Annotated in this window: 17 protein-coding genes, 1 tRNA gene and 11 pseudogenes; 13 read left to right on the forward strand and 16 right to left on the reverse strand. The window is 58.7% G+C overall.

Annotated elements, in window-relative coordinates; genetic code table 11:
- Positions 1–13 precede the first annotated feature (13 nt).
- Together istB (CBM2586_RS31275) and istA (CBM2586_RS31280) are read right to left on the reverse strand one after the other, a co-directional pair.
- Positions 14–850 carry an IS21-like element helper ATPase IstB gene (istB, locus tag CBM2586_RS31275; RefSeq protein ID WP_012354406.1) on the reverse strand — a complete coding sequence of 279 codons (837 nt, stop codon included), beginning with the start codon at positions 848–850 and terminating at the stop codon, positions 14–16.
- Positions 847–2346: an IS21 family transposase gene (gene istA, locus CBM2586_RS31280; protein ID WP_012354405.1), complete on the reverse strand. Its 1500-nt coding sequence runs from the start codon at positions 2344–2346 to the stop codon at positions 847–849. Before istA (CBM2586_RS31280) ends, istB (CBM2586_RS31275) begins: the two co-directional genes overlap by 4 nt.
- Positions 2347–2503: 157 nt before the next feature.
- Between istA (CBM2586_RS31280) and CBM2586_RS31285 the strand changes: the two are divergent.
- Both CBM2586_RS31285 and CBM2586_RS31290 read left to right on the forward strand, forming a co-directional pair.
- Positions 2504–3025: pseudogene (locus tag CBM2586_RS31285) on the forward strand (IS66 family transposase); the annotation flags it as partial.
- Positions 3026–3069: 44 nt separating this feature from the next.
- Positions 3070–3600 (forward strand): annotated as a pseudogene (locus CBM2586_RS31290) (transposase); the annotation flags it as partial.
- A 324-nt stretch (positions 3601–3924) separates the two neighbouring features.
- Here CBM2586_RS31290 and CBM2586_RS31295 read toward each other — a convergent pair.
- From CBM2586_RS31295 to CBM2586_RS31305, 3 genes and pseudogenes are all read right to left on the reverse strand, one after another.
- Positions 3925–4320 (reverse strand): annotated as a pseudogene (locus CBM2586_RS31295) (transposase); the annotation flags it as partial.
- Between the two features lie 604 nt (positions 4321–4924).
- Positions 4925–6193: a right-handed parallel beta-helix repeat-containing protein gene (locus tag CBM2586_RS31300; RefSeq protein ID WP_157625309.1), complete on the reverse strand. Its 1269-nt coding sequence runs from the start codon at positions 6191–6193 to the stop codon at positions 4925–4927.
- Positions 6194–6277: 84 nt separating this feature from the next.
- Positions 6278–6617, reverse strand: a pseudogene (locus tag CBM2586_RS31305) (IS3 family transposase); the annotation flags it as partial.
- Between the two features lie 86 nt (positions 6618–6703).
- Between CBM2586_RS31305 and CBM2586_RS31310 the strand changes: the two are divergent.
- Positions 6704–6791, forward strand: a tRNA-Ile gene (locus CBM2586_RS31310).
- Positions 6792–6882: 91 nt separating this feature from the next.
- Here CBM2586_RS31310 and CBM2586_RS32350 read toward each other — a convergent pair.
- From CBM2586_RS32350 to CBM2586_RS31320, 3 genes and pseudogenes are all read right to left on the reverse strand, one after another.
- Positions 6883–7124, reverse strand: a pseudogene (locus CBM2586_RS32350) (IS5/IS1182 family transposase); the annotation flags it as partial.
- Between the two features lie 452 nt (positions 7125–7576).
- Positions 7577–8014 carry a hypothetical protein gene (locus CBM2586_RS31315; RefSeq protein ID WP_012354759.1) on the reverse strand — a complete coding sequence of 146 codons (438 nt, stop codon included), beginning with the start codon at positions 8012–8014 and terminating at the stop codon, positions 7577–7579.
- A 748-nt stretch (positions 8015–8762) separates the two neighbouring features.
- Positions 8763–9282: pseudogene (locus CBM2586_RS31320) on the reverse strand (IS30 family transposase); the annotation flags it as partial.
- 261 nt (positions 9283–9543) lie between these two features.
- Between CBM2586_RS31320 and CBM2586_RS31325 the strand changes: the two are divergent.
- The 4 genes and pseudogenes from CBM2586_RS31325 to CBM2586_RS31340 all read left to right on the forward strand — a co-directional run.
- Positions 9544–9705, forward strand: a complete 162-nt coding sequence (locus CBM2586_RS31325) for a hypothetical protein (protein ID WP_157877314.1) — start codon at positions 9544–9546, stop codon at positions 9703–9705.
- A gap of 57 nt (positions 9706–9762) precedes the next feature.
- A complete protein-coding gene (gene tnpA / locus CBM2586_RS31330; protein ID WP_081479541.1) occupies positions 9763–10221 on the forward strand; it encodes an IS66-like element accessory protein TnpA in 459 nt (152 codons plus the stop codon).
- Positions 10221–10571 (forward strand): IS66 family insertion sequence element accessory protein TnpB, encoded by a 351-nt coding sequence (tnpB, locus tag CBM2586_RS31335; protein ID WP_012354445.1) that lies wholly within the window; start codon positions 10221–10223, stop codon positions 10569–10571. Before tnpA (CBM2586_RS31330) ends, tnpB (CBM2586_RS31335) begins: the two co-directional genes overlap by 1 nt.
- Positions 10572–10602: 31 nt before the next feature.
- Positions 10603–11007, forward strand: a pseudogene (locus CBM2586_RS31340) (transposase domain-containing protein); the annotation flags it as partial.
- On the opposite strand, the gene CBM2586_RS31345 reads toward CBM2586_RS31340, so the two are convergent.
- Together CBM2586_RS31345 and CBM2586_RS31350 are read right to left on the reverse strand one after the other, a co-directional pair.
- Positions 10980–12080: an IS5 family transposase gene (locus CBM2586_RS31345; protein WP_012354760.1), complete on the reverse strand. Its 1101-nt coding sequence runs from the start codon at positions 12078–12080 to the stop codon at positions 10980–10982. The pseudogene CBM2586_RS31340 and the gene CBM2586_RS31345 overlap by 28 nt on opposite strands.
- A gap of 23 nt (positions 12081–12103) precedes the next feature.
- Positions 12104–12322: a hypothetical protein gene (locus tag CBM2586_RS31350; protein ID WP_041232868.1), complete on the reverse strand. Its 219-nt coding sequence runs from the start codon at positions 12320–12322 to the stop codon at positions 12104–12106.
- Between the two features lie 154 nt (positions 12323–12476).
- On the opposite strand from CBM2586_RS31350, the pseudogene CBM2586_RS31355 reads away from it, so the two are divergent.
- Positions 12477–13541, forward strand: a pseudogene (locus tag CBM2586_RS31355) (IS256 family transposase); the annotation flags it as partial.
- 25 nt (positions 13542–13566) lie between these two features.
- Here CBM2586_RS31355 and CBM2586_RS31360 read toward each other — a convergent pair.
- A complete protein-coding gene (locus CBM2586_RS31360) occupies positions 13567–14805 on the reverse strand; it encodes an IS110 family transposase (protein WP_012354672.1) in 1239 nt (412 codons plus the stop codon).
- A gap of 236 nt (positions 14806–15041) precedes the next feature.
- On the opposite strand from CBM2586_RS31360, the pseudogene CBM2586_RS31365 reads away from it, so the two are divergent.
- Positions 15042–15263: pseudogene (locus CBM2586_RS31365) on the forward strand (transposase); the annotation flags it as partial.
- Between the two features lie 37 nt (positions 15264–15300).
- On the opposite strand, the gene tnpB (CBM2586_RS31370) reads toward CBM2586_RS31365, so the two are convergent.
- Both tnpB (CBM2586_RS31370) and tnpA (CBM2586_RS31375) read right to left on the reverse strand, forming a co-directional pair.
- Positions 15301–15600 carry an IS66 family insertion sequence element accessory protein TnpB gene (gene tnpB / locus CBM2586_RS31370; RefSeq protein WP_050976572.1) on the reverse strand — a complete coding sequence of 100 codons (300 nt, stop codon included), beginning with the start codon at positions 15598–15600 and terminating at the stop codon, positions 15301–15303.
- On the reverse strand, positions 15600–16058 hold the full coding sequence (tnpA, locus tag CBM2586_RS31375) for an IS66-like element accessory protein TnpA (protein WP_081479555.1): 459 nt from the start codon (positions 16056–16058) through the stop codon (positions 15600–15602). Before tnpA (CBM2586_RS31375) ends, tnpB (CBM2586_RS31370) begins: the two co-directional genes overlap by 1 nt.
- A 488-nt stretch (positions 16059–16546) precedes the next feature.
- Here tnpA (CBM2586_RS31375) and CBM2586_RS31380 point away from each other — a divergent pair, with 488 nt between their 5' ends.
- Complete coding sequence (locus CBM2586_RS31380; RefSeq protein WP_145987300.1) at positions 16547–18667, forward strand: hypothetical protein; 2121 nt, start codon at positions 16547–16549, stop codon at positions 18665–18667.
- A gap of 242 nt (positions 18668–18909) precedes the next feature.
- On the opposite strand, the pseudogene CBM2586_RS31385 reads toward CBM2586_RS31380, so the two are convergent.
- Positions 18910–19026 (reverse strand): annotated as a pseudogene (locus CBM2586_RS31385) (IS5/IS1182 family transposase); the annotation flags it as partial.
- Between CBM2586_RS31385 and CBM2586_RS31390 the strand changes: the two are divergent.
- The 3 genes and pseudogenes from CBM2586_RS31390 to CBM2586_RS31400 all read left to right on the forward strand — a co-directional run.
- Positions 19024–19419: pseudogene (locus tag CBM2586_RS31390) on the forward strand (ATP-binding protein); the annotation flags it as partial. The pseudogenes CBM2586_RS31385 and CBM2586_RS31390 overlap by 3 nt on opposite strands.
- Before the next feature lie 594 nt (positions 19420–20013).
- Complete coding sequence (locus CBM2586_RS31395) at positions 20014–21342, forward strand: IS4 family transposase (RefSeq protein ID WP_012354713.1); 1329 nt, start codon at positions 20014–20016, stop codon at positions 21340–21342.
- Positions 21343–21505: 163 nt separating this feature from the next.
- Positions 21506–21820, forward strand: coding sequence for an H-NS family nucleoid-associated regulatory protein (locus CBM2586_RS31400; protein WP_012354764.1), 315 nt, complete (start codon positions 21506–21508; stop codon positions 21818–21820).
- A 151-nt stretch (positions 21821–21971) separates the two neighbouring features.
- On the opposite strand, the gene istB (CBM2586_RS31405) is transcribed toward CBM2586_RS31400, so the two are convergent.
- Together istB (CBM2586_RS31405) and istA (CBM2586_RS31410) are read right to left on the reverse strand one after the other, a co-directional pair.
- Positions 21972–22808, reverse strand: a complete 837-nt coding sequence (istB, locus tag CBM2586_RS31405; RefSeq protein WP_012354406.1) for an IS21-like element helper ATPase IstB — start codon at positions 22806–22808, stop codon at positions 21972–21974.
- Positions 22805–24304: an IS21 family transposase gene (istA, locus tag CBM2586_RS31410; protein ID WP_012354405.1), complete on the reverse strand. Its 1500-nt coding sequence runs from the start codon at positions 24302–24304 to the stop codon at positions 22805–22807. Before istA (CBM2586_RS31410) ends, istB (CBM2586_RS31405) begins: the two co-directional genes overlap by 4 nt.
- Between the last annotated feature and the right edge of the window lie 230 nt (positions 24305–24534).

A 24534-nucleotide genomic window follows, 5' to 3' on the forward strand; every position in this document is an offset into this window, starting at 1 on the left:
TTGTCGGTGAGTGTTAGGTCATGGTTGTCGCTCCGTTATCGATGTCGCGGTGATTGTCGTTGTCGCTGGATGATTGTCGTCGGCGAGCAGACTGCTTGTCGCTTGCGGTGCGCCGACGGTAGCTTTCGACGTTCATTTCAAAGATCGTCGAATGGTGGACGAGTCGGTCAATCGCGGCGATGGTCATGCCGGGGTCAGGGAACACGTTGTCCCAGCCTGAGAACGGCTGGTTGGCCGTGATCAGCAGACTGCGCCGCTCATAGCGCTCGGCGATCAGTTCGAATAGGACACTGGTTTCGGCCTGGTCCTTGCGGGCGTACGACAGGTCGTCCAGGATGATCAGGTCAAAGCGGTCGAGCTTGGCCAGGGCTGCAGGTAACTGCAGGCTCTGCCTGGCTGCCTGCAGCTTCTGGACGATCTCGCTGGTACGCGTGAACAGTACCCTGTACCCAGCGTCGATCAGGGCATGCCCGATGGCCGATCCGAGGTGGCTCTTCCCACCGCCCGGCGGGCCGAAGATCAACACATTGGCACCTTTCTCCAGCCAGGAATCACCGCTCGCCAGTGCCATCACGTGCGCCTTGGAGACCATGGGCACAGCACTGAAGTCGAAGGCAGCCAGCGTCTTGGTTGGATCCAGGCGGGATTCGGTTCGGTGTCGTTCGATACGCCGCTTGGCCCGTTCGGCCAGTTCGTGTTCGAGCAAGGCGCCAAGCAGCCGGGTTGCCTGCCAGCTTTCCTTGTCGGCGCGCTGTGCGAACTCTGGCCAGAGCCGGCCAATGGTGGGCAGGCGCAGTTCGTTGAGCATCAACGTCAGGCGGGCGGCATCAATTGGGAGCGGCGCGTTCATGCTGCGACCCCCTGGCCCAGCAGGGCGTCGTAGCAACTGGTCGCCGGCATCTGGACATGGATGACGGGGTGATCGGCTTGCCGCGGCGAGAACTCCTCGCGCAGCGCTTCCAGATCCGGCAGATCACCATCGCCCAACATGGCTTCCAGGCGCACGGCCAGCACGGCTTCGATACCGTCCATGGCCGCCAGCTCAAGCAGGCCAACCATCGTCTTGCACGCGTCGCGTTGCGACAGCCGGGCATCAAGCTGCTCCCAGGTTCGCCGATAGGCCTCCCGAGGGAACAGATCGTCCCGGAACGCCAGGCCCTTGAAGGCCTGCGGCTTACGTTTGAGCCCCTCAATGAAGTGCCGATAGTCGATAGCGCGGCGGGTGCTGTGCGCGGCGTGGGAGCCCCGAGGAGTGCTGAACACCATGGCTCCGGACAGGTAGCAGTCCAGTCGGTCGCCGTACACACGCACCTTCAGACGGTGACCAATCAGGCGGGACGGCGCGCTGTAGAGGATGCCGCGCACGGTGAATGTGCTGCAACGGGTGACACGCGCTTCCTCTTCGGCAAAGTCCGTCGTGCGCCGGGGAGGCAGGTCCGTCAACTGCTCGCGCTCGAGACGGAACGCCGCTGCATGACGCCGGTTACGACGCATCACGACCTCGCGCAGGAGCGCCTCATAGGCGGCTCGATCCTCGAAGTCCCGGTGGCCGCGCAGCATCAGTGCCTGGTCGACAGCCTCCTTCAGATAGCGGTGGGATGATTCCACACTGCCGTTCTCGTGGCCCAGGCCGCGGTTGTTACGGGTGCCGGTCATCCCATAGTGGTCCAGCAGGGCTTCGTAGCGCGTTGTGAAGTCCTCCTGCTCCTTCAGGTTCTTGAACGCCGCCGAGAGGCTGTCGGTGCGATGTTCTCGCGGGCAGCCGCCGGCCTGCCAGAGCGCGTTCTGCAAGCCCGAGGACAGCGCCTCGAAGCTCTCTCCGCCTTCAACCACTTGGGCGTACTCCCAGCGCGAGAACGCGAACACGAAGTGATACAGGCGGTGAGGGAATGGAACGCCGGAGATGGTGATGCCCAGCGCCTGCATATCGGTGAAGTCCGACAGTGCCCGGATCCCCGGCGCGTGTTCCTGTGGGAAGAAGACTTCTTTGGCCGGTCCAGACACAGCCCGCCACTTGCTGATGCGCCGTTCGAGCGTGCGGCGCATGCTGTCAGGGTATTGGTCGGGATGGTCGTCCTGGAGCTTGCGCAGAATGGTGATGGCTTGCAGGCGCGGCTCGCTAGCAAGCATCGGCACGACCTCGGTGTCCCAGACCTCGACGAATGGATCGGGCCGCGAGCGCCAGTAACGGCGGGGCTTCTGCGAAGGCAGTTGGCTATCACGTTCGATACGCCGGGCACTGCGCACACTGATGCCGGCCTTGGCAGCGGCAATCTCCTGGGTATGCTGTTTGCGTTTGGACATGTAGAGGCTAACCTGTTGGTCGGTAATACGGGTTCCAGACATGGACTGACCGCTTATTGATGCGATCAGCCATCGTAGAACCCGGCCAACTCGGCGCCGCCGGTGGCGGAAACTCTCCGGCGGCTACGCCGCCTCCGAGTTCCCGCCACCGGCCAAGATGTTTGTCGCTACGCCGGACAAAATGATTGTCGCCGCCCAACCGCTGTACCGCCAAGCCGCTATCTATGCTCGCCAGGGCGTGGAGCTGGACCGCACGACCATGGCGCGCGGGGTCGGCGCTTGCGGTGCGCTGGTACGCCCCCTCGTCGAGGCTTTGCACCGATACGTGATGATGCCCGGCAAGGTGCACGCGGACGACACGCCGCTGCCGGTACTTGCGCCAGGTAAGGGGCAGACCAAGACCGGAAGGCTATGGGCTTACGTGCGAGACGATCGCGCATCGGGTTCGGATGCTGCGCCTGCGGTCTGGTTCGCCTACACACCAAACCACCAGGGCCAACATCCCCAAGCGCATCTGGCCGGCTTCCGCGGCATCCTGCAGGCAGACGCGTATGCGGGCTTCAACGCTGTTTTTACCGATGGCAGTGTGCGCGAAGCAGCTTGTATGGCTCACGCGCGCCGTAAGGTGCACGATCTGCATGTCCGCAAGGCAACGCCGACCACAACGGAGGCGTTACGCCGGATCGGCGAGCTCTATGCCATCGAAGCGGAGATCCGGGGTAAGCTGCTGGCGCCTTTATGCCGAAGAGCTACCTGCCGTGCGTCAAGACCGATCCCGATGCCAAGCTCTACCGCAAGGGCAAGACATCCAGTGAGCTGCGCTACATGGGTCATACCCTGAGCGACAACCGCCATGGCCTGGTGGTTAGCGCCATGGTGACCAAGGCGGACGGACACGCCGAGCGGGAGGCCGCAAAGGTCATGCTTAACGATGCCAGGCAGGTGATTGAAGACCTGAATGTGGAAGTCACCGTGGGCGCGGACAAGGGCTATGACGCGCACGAGTTCATTGAGGCCTGCCTGGAAATGAAGGTGACGCCCCACGTGGCGCAGAACACATCGGGTCGTCGCTCGGCCGTTGCTGATGCCATTGCTTCCAGCGCCGGTTATGCCGTCTCGCAACAAAAGCGCAAGCTGATCGAACAGGGCTTCGGGTGGGTCAAGACCGTGGGGCGCATGCGTCAGGTGATGGTGCGCGGTCTGAAGAAAGTCGATCAGATGTTTGTGCTGAGCATGGCCGCCTACCACCTCGTGCGCATGCGCTCGCTGGGACAAATCCGTCCGCAGTTGCAGTAATCGCGCTAATGAGGCCGGAATGGGCGCCAAAACGCGGAAAAAGCCGAGGCAGTGACGTCCGGCTTCCGGATTGTGAAAAACAGCGCTCCCCGCCTTGCGGGGAAAAACTCATCGCTAGCGCGATGAGTACTTCAGCAGCCTGATAGGGGATACGTGATTTGAAAGCAGCCCAGCCCCATGAACTATGTCAAAGAAAATGTTCGCCACCATACAACGACTCGTGCAGGGCTGGACATTCGGTTAAGAAATTTGCTGAGCCACCCAATGGCTCGGCGTAAGGCTATTCAGCTTTCATGGCGAATATGCAGACGCTATTCATCACAGTCGCCCCAAGGCGGAATGGTGAAGTGCGCAATCACTACTTGAAGACGGAGTGTACTCAGTCGCTTCCTTCAATATCTCTGCTTCCTGTGTCTTTTTTCCCAAGAGCCTTTGCAACTCTCGAATCTCGTTCATCGCGGCGGCTAATTGAGATGCGGGAACCAAAGCCTCGCCGATATTGTGAGGGGCCAGAGTACCATCTTGGTACTGCTTCCGCCATGCGGACACTTGATTGGGATTGACTTCATGGCGCCTGGCCACCTCTAAGACGGTTACACCTGGTTCCAGGGTTTCCTGCACAATAGCAAGCTTTTCATGCACGGACCGCCGCCGCCGCCGCTCTGGCTCGCTCAAGGCCTCGTTTCCTCCTTCAGAAGGGTTGGACTTCAAACTGGTCACAAAATATCTCCTCTAATTTAAAAACGTCCCTAGGTATCATACGAGGCAGGCATGTCTTGGTGAACACGCTGACATTAGCTAGCTCACCGTTCCATTAACTCATCAGGCAGCACTACCGCGGACTCTTTAGTTTCCAGCCAATTGCGTAAAGCATGAAAACGAAATATTAAAACCCATGCGTTACATGGCCCAAGAGACTGAAACTGAAACAAGGAACGCCGCACGTTTTTGATTTGCCTTAGCATGCTTCAGCATCTGATACATGACAGGTGACTAGAATGAGGCGTCTTGTGGCTTGCAAAAACCTGACGCAGCCTGGAGTCGATGACTTCGAAGAAGTACCATCACTACCTTGCAAATAACGCCTCAGCAATTCTTCGAGCGAGCTTCGCACCAATGTTGGTGGAACCCGGAGTTGTAAGTCATTTGAATGAAAAATCATCAGCCGCCTCCAGGAAGTCGGGATTGTAGAGGGCGTACCTCCGGACGTAAAATGAACTGTATTCAAATCGTTATGAAGCTCGCTCATGAGGGTATGTGAAGACCGCTGCTGCAATAGAAAATGAGTACGGTACAGCACATCCATGACGCGCCCCTTCATGTATCAGAGATGCCCTGTGCCGGCATATGCCTTGACTATAGCGGGCACTTTGCTTGCCTCATAAGGCGTTATCATGCAGGACGAGGCCTTGGACTTTGATGAGTGAATTATATTTTTTCTCAGCGCTTCAAATGCTTCCATTACGGCAGAGTATTGCGTAAAATCGTTGTTCGAGGGTTCAGGGATAGCGACATTGCCGAGGCAAGGGCGACCGGCTTTTTCTTTGCACTCCCGCTGGGCTACAGCGCCGAGACTACCGAGCGCTCCAAAGATATAGCCATCGTCAGGCAAAATTGGAAAGATCACATTATCAAAGTAGTTCGCCTCGACAAAAAGATGTGCTTTTTCACTCGAGTCGATCGCATGCCAAGAACCATTCTGGAAATAGTTATTAACCACATGCACAATGGCATCGCTGCCAGAAACTTTCGGTGCTCGCCCGGAAAAATCATGAATCCAATTATTGGATAAAGTAATATTTTGCTTTTTTGCAGTTAGCAAGATATTCCAATAATGTTTCCCGTTGCACTCAGGTGAGTAAGCGCTTGTGCCGTCGAAATTATTCCACGAAATAGTGACGTTGATTGCAGGCCTGAAGTGATCGACAATCATTTGTCGGCCAATATTGTGGAAGGTATTATGATCTATCCAAACTCGGTCCACCCCTTCCAGCGATATTGCGTCGCCACCAAAAACGATGCCGTTATTAATGTCACTTATCGTAAGATTTCTTATTTCGACGTTGCGGGAGTTCACCAGACGCAGTCCCTTTCCCTTTAGCGCTGCGGACGAGCTGGCGCCAATTAAGGTCTTATTTGAACCGACCGATAGCGGATTTTTCCCGGCCGCATCGTAAGTAATCCCTGTGACTTCTTTTCCACTGCAATGCCTATCGTTCGCATCGACAAGGATCAATGCTTCCGGCTCGTACGGCGTCGGACATTCACCTTTTATTTTGCCGGGATAACAGCCACGCTCCGAGGAGGTTTTTTCTGTCCCTGTGTAGTCAATCGTTGTTGCGATTCTTATGATGCGTGGAGTTGCATCAGAGCATACTCCTTCCGCATTAAATGAATTACACAGGGCATTCTTCAGTTGCTCCCGGCCATCAATTGGATCTGTGATATTCACGACTTCCCCGCCCATCCCGCCGATCGTTGCTGCGCCGAACCCTTTCGGCCGACTAAAATCAAATTCCGTTGCGCACGATCCGGATAAATTAAACAGGAAGGCCGCCGAGCCCAGCACCAGAGTCGCTCGCTTGAATGCCATATGAAATAACATATAATTCCTTGTCAATATTTAGACATTGCCAATAATTGAGGTTTCCTATTTTCGGCTTCCATAGGTCCGGGGTTATGCAGCCCAATCTGTCGCCTGCTGAACAGTGAGCCAGTCCTGCAGGAACTGAGTCGGCGATTACGAAGGTGAGGGACGAATGACGACCACTGCGGTTATAGAACACTTCGATGTATTCGAACAGGTCCGCAGCGGCCTCACGTTGCGTCCGGTACCGCGTGGAAGGAGTTCGTTCGTTCTCCAAACTGTTGAAGAGCTCTTCGTCGGCGCGTCCCAACAATTTCCCCATGCCGGGCCTGCGGCGGAACCACGCCAACACATCCGCCACAAGGTCCGCCGTCATGCGCGCCTTGATGGACCAGCCCACGACTTCCCGATTCAACAGATCCAGCACCAATTCAGTGCCGGCTAAATCAACCCGTCGCGAGATGCGATGGTGGCAAATTCTGGGAACTTCAGGGTAGAATCTCGCGCGTCGCTACAGGGCCGGACGCTGTGTTGGTTGCAGGCAGCGGACTCATAATCCGCCGGGGATATCCCACCGTGGGTTCGAATCCCACCCGGCCCACCAAGCGCGATATCTTTCATAGCTCTTCGACTCTTCGCCAGGAACGGCGATATCCAACCAATCTGTAGCTTCACGTTCTCGAAGCTATAAAGGCGCACGACGGCCGCTGGACAGACAAACCAGGCACTGCGGGTATTGCATCGACCAAGTCTTCGAGGACAACCGAGTCGTGCCGATTGAAACCGATGACAGTCAGTGCCCGAGGAACGCCTTGCCGGTCTACGATGAGATGGCGTTTGCTGCCTAATCTGCCGCGATCTGTGTGGTTGGGCCCGGTATGCTCGGTGCTCGGGGCTGGCGCATTGCTGCGCTGGCAAGCTTCGCCCGACTCCACTCATCCCAGGTTCGGCGCGCTCGCGAGCAACACGGACGGTCTCTGTGCGCTTCACCTGGGAAAGCGTCGGCAACAGACAGACGCGCGCCACCCGCAGCAGGGTGCGGCTATAGCAGCGCGTGTCGCAAAAGTCGACTGTGGTCAACCACATCAAGTCACACCGGGGCAATATGTCCCTGTTCAGGGAGCGTTTGAACTGGCTGGCAATGACGAAGCCCGATCATAGCAGGAAGACCGCGCGCTTCGACGTCGGCTTGGGTCGACCCCGGAGCAGCTGCAGTAGCGGGCCGGCAGCAGCACTAGGAGTCGATATGTGTCAACAGGCAAGCACCTGCAATGTGCGTTGGTGCCCGTTACGCCGGGGTACGGGGTGACAATTTGCATACTGGGCGGTAATCGCGCCTGAACTGCGATTTTCTCCGACGCAATTGAGGCGGCGCGGGCGCCAATCCCATCATGACTTCGAACTGTAAATCTTATCTATTAAATTCGCATAAGTGTCAGGGCTCACTCCAGATTTGCTTAGCCTTGCGCGCAAAGTCCTACCTTTGATTTTATTAATGCTATTCTTGAGGTCCATTAAGCCTTGTAATTTCGGGGACTCCTTTACGTCCTTTGGCTGTTGCTCGACGAGAACGGCGACGGCATCAATTACTCTGCCTATTTGGCTTCCATAGCTGTGATCACGCGTGATTTCACGCTCCATATCCGGATCCGAGCTATTCTCCTTGTTGATGGTGATTGAATTGTTGGTAGTGCTATTGGTTGCGAACCAGCCCGGCAAAATCGGCTGGCAGAAAGTTGCAAATATCTGCGAAAACGCCTTCATGGTTTCCGCCATTGAGTCGATAAATTTGTCAGTATCATTGGCATTTTTATCATGTGCACACATATTTGCATACCTCATTTTCTATATAGCGGCTTGGACAATGTCTAGTGACTAATAAAGCAGGGATTGAGGTGGATAATCCTCGGCTAAAACCGTGACCACCAACCCTGCAATGAAAGGATCGGCGTACCTCATCTGCTTTGCCCCAGTCCGCTCACGCAAACCTTATGCCAAATAGCGCAGCGTTCCGAGAGACGCTCGTAGGCGGACCCAAAACAAGGGGGGCCGCTGAAGATAGTGACGGTTCAGCGTCGATTTGACTCGCCCACAGACGGCTCAGCGAAGCAGGTGCCGATCTAGGCGCAGATAGGATTGAGAATGAAGGGAACGGAAATAGTGCGGCTGAGACTACGGAGTCTGCGGCCACAGGTCCCTTATTCTCACATCTGCGGCAAGAATCGGCACAGTCATTCGAGCGATGCTATGTGCTGAAAGAATGCCCACATAATTCGTTGGCTTTGTCGAATTTCCGACGTCACGATTGCATATTTGGGCACCTCGGTGCCGGCGCGCTTTTTGTTTCTAAGCCGCAGTGCATCGAAATCTTTGATGACAGGTCACCGACTCATCTGCTCATGTCAGGGCTATGAAGTCGCACAGTAAGCTATATAGGAGGGCAAACTCGTAGAGCGAGCCGACAAGGTTTGTGATTAGCCAGCGCCCAGATGGGGGCAGTGATGATTCTACCTCCGGCTTTGGCAGATTCAGAAAGTGGCGGCGCGATTTTGGCAATGCACCGTTGTCTGATCAGTCAGTCCCGATTCGGCATCTCGCCGTCATACTCGAGCAATTGGCCGGTCAGCGCAACAGCTTGATGGAATCGTTCAGCCGGTGTATCGAAGTTTAGTGCCTTGCGCGGGCGTTCGTGGAGCCGCCTGGCAATGGCATTGAGCTTGGCTTGCGAATAGATCGAGAGATCGGTTCCTTTCGGAAGGTACTGTCTCAAGAGCTCGTTGGTGTTTTCGTTCGTGCCGCGCTGCCAGGGATTTTGAGGTTCGCAGAAATAGACCCTGATATCGGTCGCGACAGTGAAGCTCTTGTGGCCAGCCATCTCTGTGCCGCGATCCCACGTCAGCGATTTTGTAACAATTCCTGCTGTAGTTTGCCAGCGTGCTTGATCAGGGCGTTGACTACAGCCTCAGAGTCCTTGCTGGCAATCTTCACGAGCATCACGAACTTTGTCTGGCGTTCGACGAGTGTTGCAATCTGGCTGTTGGCGCTGCCGACAGCAGATCGCCTTCCCAGTGTCCAGGCATCGCGCGATCCTCTGCCGTATGGAAGGCCTGATTCAGGGTCGCATGTCATGACAACGCCACTTACCGCGATATCTTTGGCCATCGGTTGGACGAACACCTCGTCGGATGGCAATAGGGTGCCGTACGAAGAGAACACATCATCTATTGCTTGAATCAGTTGCTCATCGGTACGGACATTTAATACAGCGGTCTGCCATGCTGACGGGTGACCCGATCGATGACCGAAAAGCTGAGCCCGGGTGTGGCAAAAGTACTCAAACGGTTGGCGGAGGAAAGATGCTGCGCGACAAGGATTATCGGCCCACCTTCGATCGTCTTTTCGTAACCCTTCCCGGCCAGTCGGCTCGGCCAGTTCGAATGGCTGCAATGGCCGATCTTCTTCAGGTTGCGGTCATCAAAGGCGGCGTAATGGTAAGCGACCGAGAAACGGCGTCCTAGTTTTGTAGGGTGAGTCTTGGCAGGCTTGCGTCCGCAAACACTTTGCGGACGCAAACCATGATCACTGACGATATTGATGTTGACTGCTTTCCACTGCGAGTAGTGCGTGTCCGGCGCAATGGGAAACGCGATTACGAGCCGGTGGCCAAGCGGCGTTTGATTGAGCTGTGTCTTCGGCCTGGCGCATCGGTGGCAGGCATGGCGCTCAAGGCTCAAGTCAATGCCAATCAACTGCGCAAATGGATTCGGCTGCATCGGGAATCGAGGGCAGTGGAACACGGTTCGCTGGCGGCGTTCGTGCCGGTTGTTCAGGGAATCCGATCCCCTGAAGTCGAAGCTGTGGTCACTGCGCCGCGTCGCACGACGGCCGTGGCAGTTGAACCGCAACCTCAGCCGTCGCGATCAGTCGCGCTGCTGAGTGCGAAGTTGCCAAACGGCGTAGCGATTGAGCTCGCATGCGGTGAGCGTGACGGTGAACTCGTAAAGGCGATGATCGAAGCGTTGGGGGCGAGCTGATGTTCCGCTTCGACGAAGGGCTGAAGGTCTACCTGCACCGGGAAGCTGTGGATTTCCGCAAGAGTATCAATGGTCTGTCGGCGCTGGTCGAGCAGTCGCTGGGGCTCGATCCGTTCGCACAAGCGGTCTACGTGTTTCGCAATCGACGAGCCGATAGGATCAAGCTGCTTGGCTGGGACCGGAACGGATATTGGCTCTTTTTGAAACGACTTGAGGCAGACCGTTTTGCTTGGCCGCGTGGGGCGGCAGTGGCGACGCTCTCGGTCGAGCAACTTCACTGGCTGCTGGACGGCATCGACATCAGTGCCGTCCAGCGGCACCCGCCGCGACATTACCAACGGGCCGTGTGAACGCTGCATGACATCGACGGTCAAATCCGCCATGTCGTCAACGCCTGTCACGATTACCGCCGCGGAACTCCAGCTCTTGCGCAATGCCGCCAAGGAGCGCGATGCGCTCAAAGGCAAACTGCGCGTGGTGACGGTCGAGCGTGACCTGCTGCTCGAGAGGCTCAAGGCCTTCCAGCGCAAGCTGTTCGGCGCCACGAGCGAGGTTCGGGGATCGCAGCAGAAGGACCTGTTCCTCAATGAAGCCGAGACGCTGGCGCCAACGGCGGCGACACTTCCGGCACAGGAAGAAGAAGGTACGCCAGAGATTGAGGTGGCCGGTCACAAGCGCAAGAAGCGCGGCCGCAAGCCGTTGGACCCGGCGCTTCCCCGCGTGCCAATGCGCCACGAACTGCCGGAGTCAGAGCGGGATTACTGCAACTGCGGACGGATTTGTCCCAGCGAGCGCATGCGCACGATGTGGTAGGCGGCCATGCTCAGCACAAACATCTGATCGACTTTCTTCAGACCGCGCACCATCACCTGACGCATGCGCCCCACGGTCTTGACCCACCCGAAGCCCTGTTCGATCAGCTTGCGCTTTTGTTGCGAGACGGCATAACCGGCGCTGGAAGCAATGGCATCAGGAACGGCCGAGCGACGACCCGATGTGTTCTGCGCCACGTGGGGCGTCACCTTCATTTCCAGGCAGGCCTCAATGAACTCGTGCGCGTCATAGCCCTTGTCCGCGCCCACGGTGACTTCCACATTCAGGTCTTCAATCACCTGCCTGGCATCGTTAAGCATGACCTTTGCGGCCTCCCGCTCGGCGTGTCCGTCCGCCTTGGTCACCATGGCGCTAACCACCAGGCCATGGCGGTTGTCGCTCAGGGTATGACCCATGTAGCGCAGCTCACTGGATGTCTTGCCCTTGCGGTAGAGCTTGGCATCGGGATCGGTCTTGGATTCGTGTGTCTCGTTGCTGCGCTTGCGACCTTTGAAGTTGCCGCCGGCGTCATCGTCTTGGTCGTCGCCATCCTTGCGCACGAAGCTCTTGTGGCCTGCCCACGCCTGTATCAGCGTGCCGTCCACGCTGAAGTGCTCACCCGACAGCCAGTTCTTCTTCTGCGCGATGGCCAGCACCTCGTTGAAAAACTGGATCACCGCATCATGCTTGATCAGTCGCTCGCGGTTCTTGGTGAAGACCGTGGGCACCCAAACTGAGTCGTCCATCGACAGCCCGATGAACCAGCGAAACAGCAGGTTGTATTGCGTCTGCTCCATGAGCTGGCGCTCAGAGCGAATGCTGTAGAGCACCTGCAGCAGCATGGCCCGCAGCAACTTCTCCGGCGCGATACTGGGGCGGCCACCCTTGATATCGGCCTCGTACATCTGCGCGAACAGCCGGTCCATCTTCACCAGCGCCTGGTTGGCCATAGTCCGGATCGAGCGCAGCGGATGGGACTGCGGCACGAAATCCTCCAGCCTCCGCATAGTGAACAAGCTTTCCGTGAAGGTATCTGCGCCGCGCATGAATGTGGGATTGGATGGGATCCTCAAAGCAACGCTTCAGCCAGTCGTCGCGCTGACGTCCGCTGGAGGTATTTCAGCGGCCTGTTAAGCCTCTCGAGCAGCAGGTCACGCTCGACCGTCACCACGCGCAACTCGCCTTTGAGCGCATCGCGCTCCTTGGCGGCATTGCGCAAGAGCTGGAGTTCCGCAGCGGTAATCGTGACAGGCGTTGACGACATGACGGATTTGACCGTCGCTGTCATGCAGCGTTCACACGGCCCGTTGGTAATGTCGCGGTGGATGCCGCTGGATGGCACTGATGTCAATGCCGTCCAGCAGCCAGTGAAGTTGCTCGACCGAGAGAGGACCTGTCAGAAATTTTGTGTTTAGGGCATAACATGTCGCCAAGGAGCATGTATGCCACGCAAAACCAAGACCAGCCAGGCCGCCGACCGTGAGCTGCCGAGCATTCCCGAGGACCTGATCGCTCATTTCGTAAAAGGCCCGATGACCGCCGAGGCGGTGCAGGACGCCTCGATGGCGTTCAAGAAGGCCCTGATCGAGCGCGCCCTGGGGGCCGAGCTCGGCCATCATCTGGGCTACCCGGCTGGCGCCGAGCGCCCGGCCGGCACGGCCAACCAGCGCAATGGCAAGAGCGCCAAGACGGTTCTGACCGACGACGGGCCGCTGCGGTTAGACATCCCTCGCGATCGCGACGGCAGCTTTGATCCGATCCTGATTCCCAAGCACGAGCGGCGCTTCACCGGGTTCGACGACAAGATCATCGCCATGTATGCGCGCGGCATGACCTTGCGCGAGATCCAGTCGTTTCTGGCCGAACAGTACAGCACCGAGGTCTCGCCCGAGTTCATCAGTTCGGTGACCGATGCGGTCATGGACGAGGTGACCGCCTGGCAGGCCCGTCCGCTGGAGGTGATGTACCCGGTGGTGTTCTTCGACGCGCTGCGGGTCAAGATGCGCGAGGACGGCGTGGTGCGCAACAAGGCCGTCTACCTGGCCTTGGGCGTGCTGCCCGACGGCACGCGCGACATCCTGGGCCTGTGGATCGAGACTACCGAAGGCGCCAAGTTCTGGATGAAGGTGTTCAACGACCTGAAGACCCGGGGTACCCAAGACATCCTGATCGCGGTGACCGATGGCCTTAAGGGCATGGAACAGGCCCTGGCCGCGGTGTTCCCGAACACCACCCTGCAGACCTGCATCGTGCATCTGATCCGCAACAGCCTGGAGTACGCCAACTGGAAGGAGCGCCGCGCCGTGGCGGCGGCGCTCAAGCCCGTGTACACGGCCCCCACCGTCGAGGCCGCGCTGGCCGAGTTGGCGGCCTTCGAGAACGGGGAATGGGGTCGGCGGTATGCACCGATCGGCGCATCCTGGCGTCGCGCCTGGGATCAGGTGATCCCGTTCTTTACGTTCCCGCCGGCGATCCGCAAGATCATTTACACGACGGATGAAGTTGACAAGCGCGTGGTGTGCTTTCGCTCGTTTATGGCGTCCGTATTGGTGGCCACGGAGCGCGTACCGCACTTGCCTGCGGTCGCGCTTGCTTCCAGCGCGAGAACAGCCGTTGGTAAGCGTGCTCAGCTTGTTCGCCTGCCGCACGCTCCAGATCCCGGACGGACTTCAGATTGTAGGCGGCGGCAGACCCCTTGCGGCTACCGCGACGCGCAGGCATGCCTGCCTGCAGTTCCAGCTCACGGGTCTTGCGCGCAGTCAGCGCCGGGCGATCCCAGGCGAAGGCTTCGTTACGCGTGAGGACGTGCCACACGATGATCGCCACCTTGCGTGCCGTGGCAACAGCCGCGATCTGCTGACCGCGACGATCCCGGATACGAAGGAAGAAGGCTCGGACGGGGCCGGCCGTTTGGGCTGCGGCCCAGGCAGCGTCGACCAGCATGGCACGCGCATAGGAACGTCCGCGCTTGCTGATGTGTCCGTGCTTTGCTGGCTGCAAGCCGGATTGGTAGACCGAAGGATTGAGGCCAAAGTAGCTGACCAGTTTCTGCGGCGAACGAAAGCGAGCGATATCGCCAATGGCCGAGATCAACCCGATCGCAACGGTGGTGTTGATGCCGGTGATGGTCAGCAGCTTGCGCAGCCTGTCGTCCTGAATAGCGGATTGGGCCAGGACGCGCTCAACCTGCTGCAGATTCTCTGCCAGCCTGTCGAGCTCATGCAACCGCTGGTCAATCCCGATGCGCTCGTCCATGGGTAGCGGCTGAAGGCTCAGCCAGGCCCGCCCTTTCTTGCCAAACAGGTCTGTCGCAGGACACCGTGCGATGAGATGTGCGGCAAGGACAGCGTGAATCTCATTCTTGAGCCGCGTCCGCTGCCGCACGATCTGGGCGCGGCGCGACACCTGCCGTCGCATCGCTTGCGTGGCCTCGTCTGGAATCCACACCTCGGGCAGGAAGCCACTCGCATAGAGTTGCGCAAGGATCGCGGCATCGATCTTATCCGTCTTGACGCGCGCTTCTGCGATCAGGCGGACTTGCAACGGGTTGGCGACAATCACTTTGCCGACATGACCTGTCAGCACGTTCGCGATGGCGATCGTGTTGCCGGTCGCCTCGAGTACCACGTGGTCGTCGGGCTTTAGCTTGGCAGCAAAGTGTTCCAGCTCGTCGCGTCGCAGTCCGACGCGCCCGCCGGCGCGTAGCCGGCCATTCTCCAAATAGGCGATCTCGGCCACCGATCGCGATACATCCAGTCCTATCACTCGCATTGGCGTCTCCCATGGGAAACATCGCAAATGGGAGCCGGTGGGACAGCACGACAACTACGGATTCGCGCTCGCAGCGCAACCGGGCGGGTCGCAGGGGCGGCCAACTACTAACACGAGCTCGCAGCTCAACGTATATGAACGGCCTGCCCACCCGAAGTGCTCCCCGGTGCCCCTGTCCCGGATGGTCGAACCATACACCAAGTTACACGGTGAGGAGAGGAAGGGCACCGGTTCCTATCATGCCGGTTACCAACGCGATCGAGAGCATCAACGCGCAGCTGCGCAAGATCATCAAGACGCGCGGTCACTTCCCCAGCGACGAGGCGGCGACCAAGCTGCTGTGGCTGGCGCTGCGAAACATCACGGTGAAGTGGGGCAGTTCAACCCATGACTGGAAGGCTGCCATGAACCAGTTTGCGATCCTCTACGAGGAACGCTTCACCCACCCTTATCGTTAAGATATTGCTGGCTCACCGTTCCATCGACGGTGAGCCTTTACCTGCCCTGCACACAAAAAAACTGACAGGCCCCCGAGAGAGTCGCCACTGCCGCCCCACGCGGCCAGGCAAAACGGTCTGCCTCAAGTCGTTTCAAAAAAAGCCAATATCCGTTCCGGCCCCAGCCAAGCAGCTTGATCCGATCGGCTCGCCGATTGCGAAACACGTAGACCGCTTGTGCGAACGAATCGAGCCCCAGCGACTGCTCGACCAGCGCCGACAGACCATTGATACTCTTGCGGAAATCCACGGCTTCCCGGTGCAGGTAGACCTTCAGCCCTTCGTCGAAGCGGAACATCAGCTCGCCCCCAACGCTTCGATCATCGCCTTTACGAGTTCACCGTCACGCCCACCGCATGCGAGCTCAATCGCCACGCCGTTTGGCAACTTCGCACTCAGCAGCGCGACTGATCGCGACGGCTGAGGTTGCGGTTCAACTGCCACGGCCGTCGTGCGACTCGGCGCAGTGACCACAGCTTCGACTTCAGGGGATCGGATTCCCTGAACAACCGGCACGAACGCCGCCAGCGAACCGCGTTCCACTGCCTTCGATTCCCGATGCAGCCGAATCCATTTGCGCAGTTGATTGGCATTGACTTGAGCCTTGAGCGCCATGCCTGCCACCGATGCGCCAGGCCGAAGACACAGCTCAATCAAACGCCGTTTGGCCACCGGCTCGTAATCGCGTTTGCCATTGCGCCGGACACGCACTACTCGCAGTGGAAAGCAGTCAACATCAATATCGTCAGTGTTCATGGTTTGCGTTCGCAAAGTGTTTGCGGACGCAAGCCTGCCAAGACTCACCCTATAAAACTAGGACGCCGTTTCTCGGTCGCTTACATTCCATGGCACGGACGTTGCACATAGTCGATCCTGCGATGTACCTGCTCCCTTGCGAGCGTGAAGCATCCGCCAACGCCTAGGCGGTGTTGTCCGGAAACATACAGCGAATGTCGCGACGAGTAACCATAACTGCGGGCACCTCCGCTTCTGCCGCAATGCCTTGTGCGGCGAGGGAAAAATAAATGATTGCACGACTACATCACTGGATGATCGCTTTTAGTCTGCTAGCCGGTCTCGGCGGCTGTGGAGGGGGCGCTTCCGGCACAAATCATGAAACAGGCACTGCCCCAACCGTATCCGGAACCGTAGGAGGAGCTATTACTCCCATTCCACCGGCTACCCCACCGGCTACCCCACCGGCCGCACAACCGGGGACAGGAGGGAGGCCACCAGGAAAGGCGGTGCTGACGCCAGCAGTGCTCGTACCAACTGTCCGGTTTATAGAGCAGATGCCCGCTGAGCAGTTTGTCGGTCCGACCTACTCACCCGAAGGCGGGGAATATGACCTCGGCTCCGTCGTCGTGAGTACCGCTGACGTTTCACCGGCTGTTTTTCTCACTCGTATTCATGGCTGGATTCGCTATCCGGGTGCACCAGTGAACCCGTCCGGTACCGCGCCGACCTCCTATCCCGTGGTCATATTCCTCCATGGCATGCATAATCGGTCTGAGCCCAGCTTCGAAGGGTACGACTATCTGGCAAATGACCTTGTTGTGCATGGTTATGTCACGCTGTCAATAGATGCGAACGACATTAATGCGTTTTGCCCATCGACGGCGATTGGGTGTATTCACGGGGGAGCGGGCGATTATTCATCGCAGTCGCGAGGCCAACTGGTCCTTGCAACACTCGACCGTCTCAAGAAATTGAGTGATGGGGGTCAAACCACGACCGGTATACAGATCCCGAAGCAGTTGATTGGCAAGATTGATTTTAGCCGGATTGGCATCATGGGGCACTCCCGAGGTGGCCAGGGTATCAACGACGCCATCCAGCTTAATGATCGGCGCATTGGTGTCAGTCTGCAACAGCTACGCTCGGCCACCGCCGAACTGCAAAATGAAAAAGACAATTGGGCAGGTAATACCTGGTTTGCTGCGCCCGGCGCAGCCGTGACCACCGGCACAAAGGCGGCGTTCCTCACGACGCTCAACACCCTGATAGCCGAGCTAAGCGTGAACGGTCTATCTGATCAGGATCTGTCAACATTCCTCGACATGAATAACGTCATGCTTTCTCCTGAAGCGGGCGACTGGTCGAACACTCCACCGAAATATGTTTTCAAGGCCGCGCTCTCACTTGCGCCAACAGACAGCCAGTCCTACCGGAAGATCGCCAGCGTGCCCTTTGCCGCGATGGTGGGAACATGTGATGGAGACGTGAACAATTTGTCCGGAACACACGTGCTCGACAACAACCGCTTCAGCAGGGATCCTGCCGACTCGGCTCCGCGGTTCCAGATTGTGGTACGCGGGGCTAATCACAATTACTTCAATAGCCAATGGACAAAGGACGATTACAGCGGATTACAGGGAGATTACTGCTATGCAGACGCCACGCACGCGACCAGACTGGCTACAGCCGATCAGCAATCCATCGGGCTATTCGTGATCAACAGTTTCATGCGCAATTTCGTTGGGGGAGAAGCGGTGTTTGCTCCCTACTGGAATGGCACAGCCAGACTGCCAGCGGCGGCCTGTCCGGGGAGTCAGGCACCTTGTGATAACCGGGTGGTGCTGACGATTCAGATCAATGGAGTCAACGGACATAAAATGATTGCTCCATTCGACGAATATGGCCTGAACCAGCCCTACGACAGCACAATCTCGACCTTGCAGACGGGCGGTCCGCTGGACCTGATCGACGCATCCGCCTTTCGAGGTAACGTATACACTTGCGCGACGGATCTCACCCTGGGGGATGGAGCCATACCGACCTGTACACAGCCCTCGCCGACGGGGATATTCTTCAGGACAGGTCCTGAAGGCCCGCTTAGTACCTACGTAGGCGGGTTGCTGTCGATCGCCAATCAGGTTCAGTTCACACTGACCGGACCAAACATGACGCTGCCGGTTACGCTTAAGGAACCCGCGTACGGGCCAAGCGGCCAGCCGGTAACGGCAAACGCCCTGTCGACGGTTGGGTTTGACACATTAAGCTTCCGCATCGCAATGGTCCGACCCCAGCCCTCCGTTGAGGGAATGCTCGCGGCGCAGCAGGTGAGTGTCACACTCACCGATAGCAAGGGGCGCGACTCACCGGCGATACTGGTCAGTGACTTCTCCGACGCGCTGGACAGCAGCATGGGACTGTCGATTCCCCCCCAAAGCTCAATGCCCGAGTTGCTGAACATGGTGGCAATCCCACTCGACGCATTCGGGCCTGATCCCGCATCAAAAAGCACGTTCGATATCACTCAACTCAGCAAGCTGACCCTGAAGTTCGCCAATGCGCCCAATGATGGCACCGCGGTCTCCTTGACCGACCTCGAACTGCAGAATTTCGGACGCAACGTTCACTGAGTGTGTGCCGGCCTGAGCGCCTGCTCACGACTTTAGTTTCCGTTCGTCCAATTTTCCCAAGGTGGATTTTTATGCACCTCTGTCGCTAAGTGCACAAACGCGAATCGAGGGTGCTTGGCCGTTTAACAGGAAGCTGAATGCGCCACGACGCCAACCTATCAGCCCGGAGCGAAGGTTTCTGGCACGCGCGCAGCAGCATTCGCGGGCTGTGCGCGAGGCATCGGCGTGAGTCAGAAACGCGCTCATGCCCAAGCAGCCAGCAGTTTGCCGTGCGCCATCCACAGGTTTGACAGCGCGAACAAGGTTATGGGTTGCGCGGTGTTCTTCCTCAGCCCTCGATAGCGGACCTTGGTGTAGCCGAGCAGGCCTGTCGACAGGGATTCTCTGCTCTCTATCTGCGGGTGCCTCGACTGTTCGAGGAACTGCAGATCGCCCACGGCGACGGGAGCTTTACGCGCCGCCTGGCGCAACTCGCACGCATCGATGTTCTGGTGCTGGACGACTGGGGCCTACAGGAGCCTTCTGAAAGCGCTCGCGGCGATCTGCTGGAAGTTCTGGACGACCGCGTCGGTACCCGCTCGACCATCGTGACAAGCCAGCTCCCGATCGAGCATTGGCACCAGTGGTTGAATGATCCGACGCTGGCTGACGCCATCCTGGACCGGCTGGTCCACCAGGCGCACAAAGTGGCGCTCAAAGGCGAATCCATGCGCAAGCGCACGGCAACCGACGCCAAGAAACGGGTATCGTGATCACCTACGCTACAATCTCCTGACCGCGCAGTACCACCTTCCTTCCCTGATCACGTTCGCCGAAACCGCTGATCACCTTCACCGAAATCCGCAGTCCGAGCGGCGCGGATGCTCGGAAATGAGAGTGAACCGATACTGCCGAGCATTGGCTACGAAAAGAAGCAAGGAGACTGGATCCAGCGAATTTGTATTTACATTGCTGGAAGCGCTGTTCACCCATATCCGACAATGATGAGAATACTCGGATCGAACGCAGACCGGCGCTTCTCCGCTCAATCTGATTCTCCTACTCGGTCGGTGCGAGATGGAATCGCTTTAGGTGCGCAATAGTTGCTTGTGGAGCCGGGCTCCGTCCCTTTTGATTGGCTAACGCGGGAGCCCATTTCAGCGGATCAGGTAAGCACATGCGCGCGGAAGGAGTACCGTTGACTCCGAGAAGGATGAGAGTCTCCATCGCACCCATACGGCATCCCCTTATACGGAAGTAGGACCGTCTCCGCGGCGAGGCTTGGAGCTTGAAGTCCCGGGAATTTCGAGGTAAGGGGGTTGTTAACTTCGCCAGACTCGCGTTTACTCTCGGATTTTCGCGCAGCAATGAGCAACGAGTCGGGGGCATGGGTGGACGAGGAATTCGAGAGTCTGGATCTTGGTGATCCGGGGCGGGATCGGCGCGCCAAGGAGCTGCTCAAGCGGTTTGCGGCTCTGCCGACGGCGAGCATCCCCGGCGCATGCGATGACTGGTCGCAAACCATCGCGGCATATCGGTTTCTCGGCAATGAGCAGATCGATTGGCGGGACGTAATGCAGCCGCATTGGGAGCGCACTGCAGCGAGGGCCGCGCAGTTTCCGGTGGTGCTGTGCATCGCTGATACAACCGAATTGAACTTTAATGGCCAGGAGATCGACGGGCTGGGTCCGTTGACCTATGAAGCCCAGCGGGGCATGTTTTTGCATCCGACCTACGCGGTGACGCCTGACCGCGAGCCGCTGGGGGTGATCGATGCCTGGATGTGGGCTCGGGAGCCCAAGGACGCCGATGGCAACCGGGGCGGGATCAAGGAAAGCGTACGCTGGATTGAAGGATATGAACGGGTTGCGGAGCAAGCCGCGCTATTGCCGCAGACACGGCTGGTGTATGTGACAGACCGCGAGGGTGATATTGCCGAGTTGATGGCGCGCGCCCAGGAACTTGGCCAACCGGCCGACTGGTTGATCCGCAGCCAACACAACCGCAACCTGGCCGAGGGCGGCAAGTTGTGGGATAGCGTCGACGCCAGCCCGGTACTCGGGGAAATCACCTTTATCTTGCCAGGGCGAGCAGGCCAGAAGGCGCGCGAGGTCAAACAGGAACTACGCGCCCAGCGTATGAAGCTGCCGGGTCTGGTCGGAGCGGAGTTCACCTGTGTGGCGGCAAGGGAGATCGAAGCGCCCGCAGGCGTCAAGCCAGTGGTTTGGCGATTGGTGACGAACCGAGAAGCGCAGGACGCTGATGCGGTCAACGAACTTGTTGAATGGTATCGGGCAAGGTGGGAGATCGAGATGTTCTTCCATGTCCTGAAGACCGGCTGCAAGGTCGAGGCGCTACAGCTATCGCACATGGATCGTGTGGAGCGGGCCTTGGCGTTGTATATGGTGGTGGCATGGCGCATTGCCCGCCTGATGCGGTTGGGCAGAACCTGTCCGGATCTGGATGCGTCGCTGTTCTTCGATGCCGACGAGATTCGGGGGGCATACGTGCTCTCCAAGAAAGCTCGCCCGAAGACACCGGTCACACTCAATCAGATGATTCGGTTGGTTGCTTCCCTGGGCGGGTTCCTTGGGCGGAAGAACGATGGCGAGCCCGGCGCCAAGACGATCTGGATCGGCATGCAGCGAACCATGGACGCCGCGCTCACTATTCAAACACTGAGGGAAGAGTCATGACTTCCGTATAAGGAAATGCCCATACGGTTCAAGTGCCAACGGCACGGCCGCAGCCCCGAGTTTGAGCGCTTTGCGACATTTTGTAGGGTAAGGAACAAAAAGACCTTGCGGACTGACTTTAAAGTGCGTATAAGTCAAATGTCAGCAATAAGCGGGGGCTCAAATGGCAACATATAAAGAACTGATAGCGCAAAAGCAAGCGATCGAGGCTCAGCTTGAAGAGGCACGGGCGAGCGAGGTTGCCAGCGTCATCGAACAAATTCGTGATTTGATGGCGCAATACGACCTGTTGCCCGAAGATGTTGCGCCGCGGCGTCGTAGGGGACGGCCAGTCGGTGCTGCTTCAGCGCAGCGCGAAAAGGCGCCGCTGCCACCCAAGTATATGGACCCCAAGACCGCGAAGACTTGGTCCGGCAGAGGTCGAGCACCGGCATGGTTGGGCAAACGGCCTGAACGTTTTCTAATTCCGCAGGAGTGACGACACGCACGGGCGCTCAAATGCCCGGTGAAGCTAACGCTAGAAAGAGGGCATTTCGTAAAACCACTAGCAGGCTAGATAGCGTCAAGCAGGACGGCCGGTCCAGCGACAATCATTTTGGCCGGTTGGCCGGGATGATTGTCGGTGAGTGTTAGGTCATGGTTGTCGCTCCGTTATCGATGTCGCGGTGATTGTCGTTGTCGCTGGATGATTGTCGTCGGCGAGCAGACTGCTTGTCGCTTGCGGTGCGCCGACGGTAGCTTTCGACGTTCATTTCAAAGATCGTCGAATGGTGGACGAGTCGGTCAATCGCGGCGATGGTCATGCCGGGGTCAGGGAACACGTTGTCCCAGCCTGAGAACGGCTGGTTGGCCGTGATCAGCAGACTGCGCCGCTCATAGCGCTCGGCGATCAGTTCGAATAGGACACTGGTTTCGGCCTGGTCCTTGCGGGCGTACGACAGGTCGTCCAGGATGATCAGGTCAAAGCGGTCGAGCTTGGCCAGGGCTGCAGGTAACTGCAGGCTCTGCCTGGCTGCCTGCAGCTTCTGGACGATCTCGCTGGTACGCGTGAACAGTACCCTGTACCCAGCGTCGATCAGGGCATGCCCGATGGCCGATCCGAGGTGGCTCTTCCCACCGCCCGGCGGGCCGAAGATCAACACATTGGCACCTTTCTCCAGCCAGGAATCACCGCTCGCCAGTGCCATCACGTGCGCCTTGGAGACCATGGGCACAGCACTGAAGTCGAAGGCAGCCAGCGTCTTGGTTGGATCCAGGCGGGATTCGGTTCGGTGTCGTTCGATACGCCGCTTGGCCCGTTCGGCCAGTTCGTGTTCGAGCAAGGCGCCAAGCAGCCGGGTTGCCTGCCAGCTTTCCTTGTCGGCGCGCTGTGCGAACTCTGGCCAGAGCCGGCCAATGGTGGGCAGGCGCAGTTCGTTGAGCATCAACGTCAGGCGGGCGGCATCAATTGGGAGCGGCGCGTTCATGCTGCGACCCCCTGGCCCAGCAGGGCGTCGTAGCAACTGGTCGCCGGCATCTGGACATGGATGACGGGGTGATCGGCTTGCCGCGGCGAGAACTCCTCGCGCAGCGCTTCCAGATCCGGCAGATCACCATCGCCCAACATGGCTTCCAGGCGCACGGCCAGCACGGCTTCGATACCGTCCATGGCCGCCAGCTCAAGCAGGCCAACCATCGTCTTGCACGCGTCGCGTTGCGACAGCCGGGCATCAAGCTGCTCCCAGGTTCGCCGATAGGCCTCCCGAGGGAACAGATCGTCCCGGAACGCCAGGCCCTTGAAGGCCTGCGGCTTACGTTTGAGCCCCTCAATGAAGTGCCGATAGTCGATAGCGCGGCGGGTGCTGTGCGCGGCGTGGGAGCCCCGAGGAGTGCTGAACACCATGGCTCCGGACAGGTAGCAGTCCAGTCGGTCGCCGTACACACGCACCTTCAGACGGTGACCAATCAGGCGGGACGGCGCGCTGTAGAGGATGCCGCGCACGGTGAATGTGCTGCAACGGGTGACACGCGCTTCCTCTTCGGCAAAGTCCGTCGTGCGCCGGGGAGGCAGGTCCGTCAACTGCTCGCGCTCGAGACGGAACGCCGCTGCATGACGCCGGTTACGACGCATCACGACCTCGCGCAGGAGCGCCTCATAGGCGGCTCGATCCTCGAAGTCCCGGTGGCCGCGCAGCATCAGTGCCTGGTCGACAGCCTCCTTCAGATAGCGGTGGGATGATTCCACACTGCCGTTCTCGTGGCCCAGGCCGCGGTTGTTACGGGTGCCGGTCATCCCATAGTGGTCCAGCAGGGCTTCGTAGCGCGTTGTGAAGTCCTCCTGCTCCTTCAGGTTCTTGAACGCCGCCGAGAGGCTGTCGGTGCGATGTTCTCGCGGGCAGCCGCCGGCCTGCCAGAGCGCGTTCTGCAAGCCCGAGGACAGCGCCTCGAAGCTCTCTCCGCCTTCAACCACTTGGGCGTACTCCCAGCGCGAGAACGCGAACACGAAGTGATACAGGCGGTGAGGGAATGGAACGCCGGAGATGGTGATGCCCAGCGCCTGCATATCGGTGAAGTCCGACAGTGCCCGGATCCCCGGCGCGTGTTCCTGTGGGAAGAAGACTTCTTTGGCCGGTCCAGACACAGCCCGCCACTTGCTGATGCGCCGTTCGAGCGTGCGGCGCATGCTGTCAGGGTATTGGTCGGGATGGTCGTCCTGGAGCTTGCGCAGAATGGTGATGGCTTGCAGGCGCGGCTCGCTAGCAAGCATCGGCACGACCTCGGTGTCCCAGACCTCGACGAATGGATCGGGCCGCGAGCGCCAGTAACGGCGGGGCTTCTGCGAAGGCAGTTGGCTATCACGTTCGATACGCCGGGCACTGCGCACACTGATGCCGGCCTTGGCAGCGGCAATCTCCTGGGTATGCTGTTTGCGTTTGGACATGTAGAGGCTAACCTGTTGGTCGGTAATACGGGTTCCAGACATGGACTGACCGCTTATTGATGCGATCAGCCATCGTAGAACCCGGCCAACTCGGCGCCGCCGGTGGCGGAAACTCTCCGGCGGCTACGCCGCCTCCGAGTTCCCGCCACCGGCCAAGATGTTTGTCGCTACGCCGGACAAAATGATTGTCGCCGCCCAAGCAGGCTGCTGAAGTACTCATCGCTAGCGCGATGAGTACTTCAGCAGCCTGCTAGATGCTTTTCACTTCCGGA

Origin of the sequence: Cupriavidus taiwanensis (assembly GCF_900250115.1) — a bacterium.
GTDB lineage: Bacteria > Pseudomonadota > Gammaproteobacteria > Burkholderiales > Burkholderiaceae > Cupriavidus > Cupriavidus taiwanensis_B.